At 51.1% G+C, this 11,349-nt stretch carries 9 protein-coding genes; 4 read left to right on the top strand and 5 right to left on the bottom strand.

The window, feature by feature from the left end; genetic code table 11:
- Together ACVBEF_RS12260 and zwf are read right to left on the bottom strand one after the other, a co-directional pair.
- Positions 1 to 1,906: glucokinase (locus tag ACVBEF_RS12260; RefSeq protein ID WP_447124227.1), on the bottom strand; the 1,906-nt coding region annotated here is incomplete at its 3' end.
- 71 nt (positions 1,907 to 1,977) lie between these two features.
- Positions 1,978 to 3,453 (bottom strand): glucose-6-phosphate dehydrogenase, encoded by a 1,476-nt coding sequence (gene zwf, locus ACVBEF_RS12255; RefSeq protein ID WP_447124226.1) that lies wholly within the window; start codon positions 3,451 to 3,453, stop codon positions 1,978 to 1,980.
- 328 nt (positions 3,454 to 3,781) lie between these two features.
- Between zwf and ACVBEF_RS12250 the strand changes: the two genes are divergently transcribed.
- From ACVBEF_RS12250 to ACVBEF_RS12235, 4 genes are all read left to right on the top strand, one after another.
- On the top strand, positions 3,782 to 5,047 hold the full coding sequence (locus ACVBEF_RS12250) for an ABC transporter substrate-binding protein (protein ID WP_447124225.1): 1,266 nt from the start codon (positions 3,782 to 3,784) through the stop codon (positions 5,045 to 5,047).
- 276 nt (positions 5,048 to 5,323) lie between these two features.
- The gene (locus tag ACVBEF_RS12245) at positions 5,324 to 6,286 is read left to right on the top strand and encodes a carbohydrate ABC transporter permease (protein WP_447124224.1); all 963 of its coding nucleotides are present in this window, start codon (positions 5,324 to 5,326) and stop codon (positions 6,284 to 6,286) included.
- Positions 6,276 to 7,172, top strand: a complete 897-nt coding sequence (locus ACVBEF_RS12240) for a carbohydrate ABC transporter permease (protein WP_447124223.1) — start codon at positions 6,276 to 6,278, stop codon at positions 7,170 to 7,172. The genes ACVBEF_RS12245 and ACVBEF_RS12240 overlap by 11 nt, the downstream gene beginning before the upstream one ends.
- Positions 7,173 to 7,261: 89 nt before the next feature.
- Entirely contained in the window at positions 7,262 to 8,413 is a 1,152-nt protein-coding gene (locus ACVBEF_RS12235) for an ABC transporter ATP-binding protein (protein ID WP_447124222.1), read from the top strand.
- 92 nt (positions 8,414 to 8,505) lie between these two features.
- Here ACVBEF_RS12235 and ACVBEF_RS12230 read toward each other — a convergent pair whose 3' ends face one another.
- The 3 genes from ACVBEF_RS12230 to ACVBEF_RS12220 all read right to left on the bottom strand — a co-directional run bounded on the left by ACVBEF_RS12230 (position 8,506) and on the right by ACVBEF_RS12220 (position 11,326).
- A complete protein-coding gene (locus ACVBEF_RS12230; RefSeq protein WP_447124221.1) occupies positions 8,506 to 10,077 on the bottom strand; it encodes a scabin-related ADP-ribosyltransferase in 1,572 nt (523 codons plus the stop codon).
- Positions 10,078 to 10,427: 350 nt separating this feature from the next.
- Entirely contained in the window at positions 10,428 to 10,907 is a 480-nt protein-coding gene (locus ACVBEF_RS12225; RefSeq protein WP_447124220.1) for a hypothetical protein, read from the bottom strand.
- Complete coding sequence (locus ACVBEF_RS12220; protein WP_447124219.1) at positions 10,904 to 11,326, bottom strand: transposase; 423 nt, start codon at positions 11,324 to 11,326, stop codon at positions 10,904 to 10,906. The genes ACVBEF_RS12225 and ACVBEF_RS12220 overlap by 4 nt, the downstream gene beginning before the upstream one ends.
- Between the last annotated feature and the right edge of the window lie 23 nt (positions 11,327 to 11,349).

Genomic DNA, 11,349 nt, shown 5'->3' with positions numbered 1-11,349 from the left:
GCCCACCCTCTTTAGCCGCAATTTTATCGTTGGTATCGTCACCCGGAATGGACGCGATATGTGCCAAAATACCGCGTTTTGCCTGACGCTGCAGCTCGGCAAACGGGCTTGAACGATTCATCGATACACCCACCGCCAATATATCGATTAACAACAACAACAAAATCCGCGAGACCATCGGAATATGCATGTTGCTGCCTTCGTCATGCTCGACCGCCAGAGTGTAATCGGCACGTTTCGCCAATTGTGAATTACTGGGTGCGAGCGCAATAATCGTCGCGCCCGAATTCACGGCCACCTCGACTGCATGCGCTAAGTGACGCAAACGACCGGAGTTTGAAATAATCACTGCAACGTCGGTCGTTTTCAGTAACGAGGCAGAAATCTCCTGTAATTGCGGATCGGTGTAGGCCGATGACGGAATCCCCAAACGGAAGAATTTCTGCTGCGCGTCTTCGGCCACCAGACCGCAACTGCCAAAGCCATAAAACTCCACGCGTGTTGCCTGCCCCAGAAGAGCGATCACCTTTGAGAGCGTATCGGCATTGAGATTGTCGCGCACCTCCATCATTGCCGAAATGGTGTTATCGACCACCTTGACTCCGACATCGAGTGGCGAATCGCCGACATGCACCTGACTGTGGGTGACCGGCACGGTCCCGGTCACCCCGGAGGCCAGTTTTAATTTGAAATCGGCAAGACCCTGACATCCCATCGTCCGACAAAAACGAATCACGGTCGGCTGACTGACTTCTGCACGGCGGGCGATTTCAGAAATCGGCTCGCTCATCACCGCACGCGGATGGGCCAGAATCAAACTGGCGACTTTTTGTTCGGCAGGAGAAAACTGTGCGCGCGCCTTGCGGATTCTTTCCAGAATCGGCACCGCATTACCACCGCCCAAATGCTCGGACAAAATCGCCGCTACGCCGACGAAAGCAGGATACGGCGCGGTGATGACATAAGTAGGAATCTTCGCCATGTAGGAGGCGAATCGGCCTTTACTTTCAAACCGGTGGCGAAACGGCGAACTGGCAAAATATTCACCCAGACGCGGTACTACACCGCCGCCGATATAAATCCCGCCCAAAGTACCCAGCGTCACTGCGACATCGGCGGCGACTGTACCTAACATGGCGCAAAAACATTCCAGCACTTCGGCGCAGAGTGGATCGTTGCCATTCAATGCACGCTCAACAATTTGCGCAGTCTGCAACGGTTCAGGATTGGCAACGCCATGCATATCGGCCAAGGCCTGATAAGTCATTTCGATACCTGGGCCGGACACCAGACGCTCAGCAGAAACGTGCGAATAAGTACGCCAGCAATACGCCAGCACTGCGGCCTCGCGTGCATCACCCGGTGCAAATCTGACGTGACCGCCCTCGCTCCCCAACGCAATCCAACGGCCTTCGGAGGGAATCAACCCACCGACGCCTAATCCGGTTCCGGCGCCGACCAGACCGACCACGCCACCAGCGAGCGGTTTTCCGCCGCCTACTTGTACACAATGCGCCGGCTCCAAATGCGGCAACGCCATCGATAACGCAGTGAAATCATTGACGATCAGCAAAGTGTCCAGATTGAGACGGCGACGCATCGCTTCAATCGAAAATGCCCAGGAATAATTGGTCATTTTGATTTCATCGCCATGTACAGGATTGGCAATGGCGATGGCGGCGTGATGTATTTGCGGATGTTCGCTATTGGCCAGATACGCCTCAACAGCTAACGCGAATTCGGCATAATCGGCGCAGCGCAATGTCTGTATCGCATCGATCTGACCCGGTCCACGCTCGAGCGCAAAGCGTGCGTTAGTGCCACCAATATCGGCCAGCAGGCGCGGTCCATCCAGGTAACCATCGGCTGAGGCTGCAGTAGCATTTTCGATCGGAGATGAGGACATAATTTCACTTAAAACAGTTCATTATTAGAAATAAAGATGACACCTGATCAGGCATACAACTGATCAGGATACTAACGATCCTCAGGCCACTGCGCGCCGGCCCGCGCCATCATGGCAAACGAGGCGGTCGGCCCCCAACTACCAGCCATATACGGCTTCGGTGGCGAAGCATTGGTTTGCCAATGATGCAACAGCGGCTCTACCCATTTCCATGCCGCCTCTTGCTCATCGCGACGCACAAACAGCGATAAATTACCGCGTATCGCGTCCAGCAAAAGACGTTCGTAAGCCTCAGCCCGCCGTTGATGAAAAGCTTCATCGAACGCAAGATCGAGCGCTACCGGCTGCATGATCATGCCATCGCCCGGTTGTTTGGCCAGACAATGCAATTGGATCGACTCATCTGGTTGCAGGCGAATGACCAGCTGATTACTCATCGCGCCGCCAGGGCCAGAGGGCATCGGCAAAATCGCATGCGGAATCGGTTTAAAGGTAATCACAATTTCGGCCGTGCGCTGCGCCAGACGCTTGCCGGTGCGCAGAAAAAACGGCACGCCAGCCCAGCGCCAGTTATTAATCTCGGCGTGCAAGGCGACAAACGTTTCGGTCTGCGACTGTGCAGGAATGCCCGGCTCGTGCAGATATCCCGGTACAGACTGGCCGCTCACCGCGCCTGATACATATTGACCGCGCACGGCCCGCAGCTCCAGGTCTTCCGCGGTAAAAGGTTTCAAGGCGCGCAATACCCGGACTTTTTCATCCCGAACAGCGTTGGCGTCGAACGAAATCGGCGGCTCCATGGCGACCATGCACAACAATTGCAGCAAATGATTCTGCACCATGTCGCGCAAAGCGCCGGTGCCATCGTAAAACTCGCCACGTCCTTCAACGCCCAATTGTTCCGCAATCGTAAGCTGCACATGCGCAATCGATTCACGCCGCCAGAGCGGCTCAAACAGACTGTTGGCAAAGCGCAAGGCCAGCAAATTCTGGACCGACTCTTTACCCAGATAATGATCGATGCGATAAATCTGATCTTCAGAAAATACCCGCGCCACCGCATCGTTAATCGCATGCGAAGAACGCAAATCATGTCCCAGCGGCTTCTCTAACACCACGCGCGCTTGCGACAAGTCGATGGTACTTGTGGACAAATTGGCACAAATACGTTCAAACAACAGTGGCGATGTCGCCAGATAAAACACCAGCCCGACTTTGCTATCGACAAGCAACTCTGCTAAGCGCTGATAGCCGGTCGGCTCCACCAAATCGAGCGCCAGATAGTCGATGCGCGCTAAAAAACTTTGCCATATAGCGTCTTCCGGATTAACTGGCGCGTCACCCTTCACAAACTGGGCCGCATGTTGGCTCACCCAGTCCAGATATTCATCCCGACTAAAACCCTGCTTTGAGACGCAAATGATGCGACCATTGTCGTGCAGCTTTGCCTCTCGATGCGCGACAAACAGCGCCGGAAGAATCTTCCGCATCGCCAAATCGCCGGTCGCACCGAACAAGGTAAAGATAAAGGGAGGTTGAGTTGGCATCATTATTTTGTAATAAATAAAAAACTTATATTGCAATATTAATGTAGCATTACTACAATTACAAGCGGCGAAAGCCTGATTTGCGGATATTATCGGATTAAATCAATTTTTCATGTAGTTTTACTAGAAGAATTATTGATAGTACCTCAGTAACAACTAAGCAATATTTGTATCTAAAAAATACAAATCCAGGTTTTGCAGGAAACGGCGCAGTCAACGCACCGGTAGTGAGTAGGTAAGCCGTCTGAACATCAAGCAATCGAGCAAACAGCAGGCATCGATTGAAAATAAAACACCTTATTTAGCGTTCTTAATACAGGAGACAAACATGAAACTGCAGCAACTCATCAAATCCACATTGGTCACAACAGTCACAGCAACCGCACTTCTATCAGCATCAACAGCGGTCATGGCCGCGCAAGTTGAAGTGCTGCATTACTGGACTTCCGGTGGCGAAGCCAAATCAGTAGCCGAACTGAAAAAAATCATGGAAGCGCAAGGCGTGACCTGGAAAGACTTCGCCGTCGCTGGCGGTGCTGGTGAAAATGCAACGACCGCGCTAAAAGCACGCGTCATCGCTGGTAGCCCTCCGACTGCGGCACAGATCAAAGGCCCTTCTATTCAGGAATGGGGCCAGGAAGGCGTGCTGGCAAACATTGACGCCGCTGCCACCGCTGGCAAATGGGACACGTTGTTGCCAAAAGTCGTCTCTAACACGATGAAATATAAAGGCCATTATGTTGCCGCACCGGTCAACGTGCATCGCGTCAACTGGCTCTGGATCAACCCGGAAGTATTGAAAAAAGCTGGCGCAAAAACGCCAACCACCTGGCCTGAATTCTTTGACGCCGCTGACAAAATCCAAAAAGCGGGCCTAATCGCCATCGCCCACGGTGGTCAGCCTTGGCAAGATGCGACCGTTTTTGAAACGACCGCATTAGGTGTCGGTGGCGCGGCATTCTATGACAAGGCGCTGGTGAAGCTCGATCAGGCTACACTCACCGGGCCGACTATGATCAAGACCTTTGACACTCTCGGTAAAATCAAAACCTACATCGACAAAAATTCCCCGGGGCGCGACTGGAATCTGGCTACAGCAATGGTCATCAATGGCAAAGCCGGTATGCAGTTCATGGGTGACTGGGCCAAGGGCGAATTCACGGCTGCTGGCAAACAACCAGGCAAAGATTACTTGTGCGTACCGGCTCCTGGTACTGCCGGTTCATATACCTACAACATCGATTCAATCGCTATGTTCAAGGTAAAAGATCCGGAAGAACAAAAAGACCAGTTGTTGTTGGCAACGGCAATCATGAGCCCGGCATTTCAGGAAGTTTTCAACCTGAACAAGGGTTCCATCCCAGTACGTCCGGATATCCCACGCGGTAAGTTTGATACCTGCGCGATTGAATCGATGGATGACATGGCAGCGGCCAGCAAAGCCAATACATTGGAGCCAAGTATGGCCCACGGCATGGCCGTCAGTTCCGCGGTCCAGGGTGCAATGCTGGATGTCATTTCCAAGTTCATGAATTCGAACATGACCTCGCAAGCGGCAGCGCAGGCTTTGGCAAAAGCGGCTAAAACCAAATAATTTAATTATTTGGACTCTGCTCAGTAAGACAGCTCAACTGGCAACGATGGTTAAACAGTTGTGCGGACTTACTTAAACACTATCAAGCGTTACATATACATAAGCTCGCCATCAAGCCGACAACATAAGTCAGCGAATCAAAGTGATGTAAATAAGTATGTAAATTAAGAACCGGATGTCAGCGCGGGTCACCTTCTCGCGCTGTCATCCGCCCGGTTTGCGTGTTGGCGTGCCAGCATCAATGACCTGGCGATGATCCTGCATCAGGAGACTTGTATGTCCGATCAAACCCTCCCCTATTCAACTGCATCCTCCGGGAGCGCAGCAAAACCCTCAAAAAATCTGGCCCCTCGGGGACGCTTCGCAACCTTCGCCGATAACTGGCTACCGCGCCTGGTCTTATCGCCGACCATCATTATTTCGCTCGTGTTCGTCTATGGATTCATTGCCCTCACAGGATGGATTTCGCTGACTAATTCACGCATGATGCCCAATTATGAGCTGGTTGGATTTCATCAATACGCTGACCTTTTCGGTCTGGACCGCTGGTGGACCTCCGCTGCCAATCTGGGCATCTTCGGTGGCCTGTTTATTTTTTTCTGTCTGGCGATTGGTCTGTTCATGGCAATTTTGCTGGATCAAAAAATTCGTGCAGAAGGCGCATTGCGCGCCATTTATTTGTATCCAATGGCGCTGTCTTTTATCGTCACCGGTGCGGCCTGGAAATGGATTTTGAATCCCGGTCTCGGTCTCGAAAAAATGATGCACGATTGGGGCTTTACCCATTTCACCTTTGACTGGCTGGTCAACTCCGACTTCTCGATTTATACCGTCGTCATTGCCGGTGTCTGGCAATCTTCAGGTTTTGTCATGGCGCTGTTTCTGGCTGGCCTACGCGGCATTGACGACAGTGTTATCAAGGCCGCACAAGTCGATGGCGCGAGTCTGCCGACGATTTATCGTCGGATTGTGATCCCGGCCTTACGTCCGGTGTTCTTCAGCGTATTGCTGGTATTAGCCCACATTGCGATCAAAAGTTTCGATCTGGTGATGGCATTGACTGCTGGCGGTCCTGGTAACTCTTCTGACCTGCCCGCCATTTTCATGTATCAATATTCATTCTCGCGTGGACAGCTTGGCTTGGGCGCGGCGTCGGCCATGATGATGCTAGCGACCGTCATGGCAGTGCTGGTACCGCTGATGTATCTGGAAACTAAAGGAGCGCGCAATGGCCGCTAATCACAGTAATGGCAGCACCGTCCATCTCGACGGCAGCAAGCTGACCGTTGGCCGCGTCGCCATCTATGTTTTGCTGGTATTTGTCGCACTCTATTACCTGGCACCCCTGTATGTGATGCTCAGTACGTCAGTGAAAACGCTCGATGAAATACGCTCCGGCAATTTGCTATCGTTGCCGCATTCTCCTACTAGCGCAGCCTGGCTTAAAGCCTGGAGTCAAGCTTGTACTGGCGTCGATTGCAACGGTCTCGCGCCGTTTTTTTGGAACTCACTCAGAATGGCGATTCCGGCGGTTCTCATTTCTACCCTGGTCGGCTCACTCAATGGCTACGTGCTGGCCCATTGGCGCTTCCGTGGTTCAGAGATTGTGTTTACGGCCTTGATGGTGGGATGTTTTATCCCATTCCAAGTCGTGATTCTGCCGATGGCGCGTCTGCTGGGGATGGTCAATCTGGCCAATACCACGCCGGGTCTGGTGTTTGTTCACATTGTGTACGGTATCGCATTTACGACCTTATTTTTCCGTAATTACTACGTCACCGTGCCAGAGGAATTGGTCAAGGCGGCACGGATTGATGGCGCAGGTTTCTTCATGACCTATCGCAAAATCATTTTCCCGTTATCGCTGCCGATTTTCATGGTCTGCTTTATCTGGCAATTCACCCAAATCTGGAATGACTTCCTGTTCGGTGTGGTGTTTGGAGGATCCGACGCAAAACCGGTCACGGTCGCGCTCAACAATCTGGTCAACACTTCCACCGGTGTCACCGAATACAACGTCAACATGGCCGCTGCGATCATCGCCGCATTGCCGACGTTAGTCGTGTATTTGCTGGCGGGGAAATATTTTGTCCGTGGATTAACTGCCGGGGCCGTCAAGGGCTAAGCAACACAAAACTACTCGGGGACTCACCCCATTATTTGTCGCAGCCGGAACCAGTTTCGGCTGCAAAGATCGATCAGGAGATGATGTAGATGGCTAGCTTATCAATTCGCAATGTGCGCAAAGTGTATCCAAATGGTAATGAAGTTCTCAAAGGGATCGACCTTGAAATCGAAGACGGTCAATTCCTGATTTTAGTCGGCGGCTCCGGCTGCGGAAAATCGACCCTGCTCAACATGATCGCTGGTCTGGAAACGGTCTCCGAAGGCGAGATCATGATCGGTGACCGCGTCGTCAATGACATTCCGCCAAAAGCACGCGATATCGCCATGGTGTTCCAATCCTATGCGCTGTATCCGACCATGACCGTGCGTGAAAATATTTCGTTCGGCCTCGGCATTCGTAAAGTACCCAAAGTCGAACAGAAAAAAATTGTCGAACGCGTCGCCCAAACACTACAAATCACCCATTTACTCGATCGCAAGCCTGCGTTGCTCTCCGGCGGTCAGCGCCAACGGGTCGCCATGGGCCGTGCCATTGCACGCGATCCGTCGCTGTTTTTGTTTGACGAGCCGCTCTCTAACCTCGACGCCAAACTCCGTGTAGAAATGCGCGCAGAGATCAAACTCATGCATCAACGTCTGGGCAGCACCATCGTCTACGTCACGCACGATCAGATCGAAGCGATGACCTTGGGCGACAAAATTGCTGTCATGAAAGATGGCGTAGTCCAACAATTCGGCAGTCCGCAAGAAATCTACGACAACCCGCAAAACCTGTTTGTCGCAGGCTTTATCGGCTCGCCGTCGATGAACTTTTTGCGCGGGAAACTAGTACCCCACGGTCCCAATGGCGGCGCAGCATTCAACCTCGAACATGGTGGACAAAACACCTTGGTTCCCCTGCCTCCGACGCATACCGATACGCCAGGAATCGCCCGCTGGATCGGCCGCGAGATCATTCTGGGCATACGCCCGGAACACATCACCGACGCCCTCAGTGCGCGTGATTCCGAGTCCGCCGGTTCGCACGCTAACTATCGCCCGAGCGAAGTATCATGCACCATCGAACTGACCGAACCGACCGGCCCGGACACACTCGTCTTTACCCGCTTCAACGACGCCCGCATCACTTGCCGCACGCATCCACGCGCAGCGGCAAAACCGCAAGAGCAAATGCAACTTGCTTTTGATTTATCGAAGGCGGTGTTGTTTGATCCTGTGACGGAACAGAGAATCAGTTAAAGCAACGTCATGCAAAAAATTAAAAGCCTGCAACTGATAAAGTTGCAGGCTTTTTTTACTTAACAAATACAATACGAAAATGCTCGGCTACATTAATCCTCGTGCCATGCCTCAACATTCGTGATCATCGCACCGCAGGCTTTGCCTTCTTCACTGGTAGAAATAAAACGTAGCTTAAAATCTTCATATCTTTCGTTGTTGTAGTACCTGATACTTTCTTTTTGCCACTCTGGATTCATGTAGCCGGTACTGCGTAGCTCCGTTGCAACACCGAGGTTCACTGCCTTCTCCAGCACGACCCGATTGAGTTCATTGATAAGTTGCACTTTAAATGTCTGGTCACCTTTAAAGAAAGGCGACTGGTGACTATCACTGGCGCAGCGCGGGAAAAAATTTTTCCCTGCCAGAAACGAAATTCTCAATTCCTGATCCCTGAGAATATAGATATCTTGCTCAAAACCGCCCGGGATGCCGGGAGCCCCCAGCCAATCAACTTGTCCATGTAAATCAACGGCCTGCGCATCCTGCCCTATTCCTAAAACAAAATTCGCCATTAATCGCACCGGTTTGGTGGCCTGCCAACCGCCGAATGTTTCTCCCGCAGATTTGGGATGTGCGACAGCATTCATCACTTTTTCTTGCAGCATCTTGCCGTCTCTCATTGGGAGTTCGTTAAAGCGTGCACACTCAAGATCCGTGGAGGGTATCTCTACTGCGTTAGCGGCATTACCGCCCGTGTGCGCAACCAGCAAGATCTGCCTGTCAATCTGGAGTGAGGCGGGCAACTCCAGACATGGAGCAAAATGTGGATCGGTTCTCTTCAAGCCATTAACCCACCAGGTGACGTTACGGGGCTTTCCATTACGTCGATCAATGGCAGTAATCGTCTTAACAGCCTTGTCAGAAAATCGATGGATACCGCTATCATCGGATTGCCCATTAACGTCTATGACAATGTGCTCACCAGCGACGCCTGAAGAAGCGCCAAGCAATTCCACACTTCCCGCAGGCACGATCTGGTAATTAACATAACCGGGATTGGCTATATAAGCCATACCACCATTTTCTTTGACCAGCATACCTTTAATATGTGCCGCTTTTACACCGCCGGGAAACGCTACTTCGTCCTCTGCTGTTCCGAGAACTCCACCGATTGATTCCTCTACAGCGATGCCACCCCCTGTCACATCAAGGATATATAAATAATCATCGATACCCATCGTTAATACTGGCGCATAGGCCGTACTGGTTAAACCCGAATTAGTTGACGACAAGCCAGGCCGTATTTTGAGGTTACCGCCGTTCGGCATCCACGGTAACAGTCCATGTTCGAAAACTTTCTCAGCAGGGTCATATTTTCCATCGACACTTCGAAATAACCAACGTCCATCAGTGCGCCAGACTATTTGATCGACTGTATAGGCTTGATGATTCTGATTGTCGGACAACGCATTTTTTAGATTGACGCACAATGTCGTCGTGGTTTTTAGCCAGGCTTGATACCACGGCTGCTGTTGTGTTTCGGGGTCTGCCCAAACAGGCTCTTTCCCATCGACAGGGATGCACTCGGCGGGAATAAAAGTACTCCATGCCGCAGCATGTGATGTAGCGGCAACGGAACCCAACGCAAGACAGGTAAGAAAAATAGTTTTTTTAAATAGCATATTGATTGTGAAGGTGAGTGAGTAACCCTTTGATGCAATCTCCGGGAGGGCGCATAAATTCTATGCATCCCCATTATCGTGATCACCCTGCACGCTCAATATCAGATGATTCTTTAATCAACGTGAATTTAAGTAAATTAGAGCGCGATTTATACGTTTATTTTTTATGGTCAGGTACGACGTTTTCATTATTTGTTTGGGAATATCTCAATAGGATGAGGCCAGGCAGGGGTTTCGCCTAAACTGAACCTGCCTACACACCTCATACCGATTGCTACACCACCTCAATACGTTTCATTCGCCTGATGTGGTGCTTGCTACCTAAAACAGCTCTGTCCTGACAGTCACCGCTACTGGAGCACACGTTTTCCGTAAATCCATTCGATGCTGCCATAGGGCGCTACCCTATTAAGAGTTTCCAGAAGTCCCTTAGCCGTAATAGCATCTCCTTTTATAAACCTTGTATATACGCCGTTGTAGTACAAGGCCTCACTGAAAGCTTCCTGTTGTTCTGCACCAGGCATAGCACCAATAATTTTCGAAATTTCTGTGATCGTATCTTGCCCCTGCCACATGCGCAGCAACGCACCATAATGTCCCTTGTCGCTGGTTGCGTAATACGACGCTTGTTGTTCAAGGGGCTGATTAGCCAGCGACGGATCGTTAGCTCTAGCCATAATGTAACGATAGATCAAGCTTTTATAGGCATCGAACGAAGAGCCCTCAAAAACGGACTGAGCATCAGCCAATGTCTCGATCGCTTCCCGCCATTGTTCAAGTTGTATATGATCAAAAGTCGCCGTCACGAAACCTTGAGTGTAGGTACTCAAAGCGGCAGGTCTTTCTGTGGGAGGCTGGCTGGCCGCGAAATTGCGAGTGCTTTCGAGTTCCGGCTTGAGCAATTCACACATTTCAGATAAAACGAAACCGCTATCTTGTTTCGCAATCCAGGCGTACTTCGCAGAACATCTCTGGCGAAGTACGCCGTCGCTTTTTTTAATATTTCAACCTCTCGTTTGAGGCGCGCGTTCTCTGCTCGTAATTTAGACAGCTCCATGTCTTCTGGCGTAATCACTTTACTACCAGCACCAGTTAACTTGCCAGTTGCCGCTGCCTTGACCCAGTTGCGCAGCGTCTGATGACTCAGGCCCAGTTCTTTCGCCGCAACCGTAATCACTTGACCATCCTTCACTCGTCTGACAGCTAATTCCTTGAATTCTGCTGTGAACGCTTGTCTTGGTATTTTCATCTTTATCTTCCTAATTTAACGAT

It is taken from the genome of Glaciimonas sp. GG7 (genome assembly GCF_052976905.1).
This window is presented reverse-complemented; position numbering and strand designations above follow the sequence as displayed.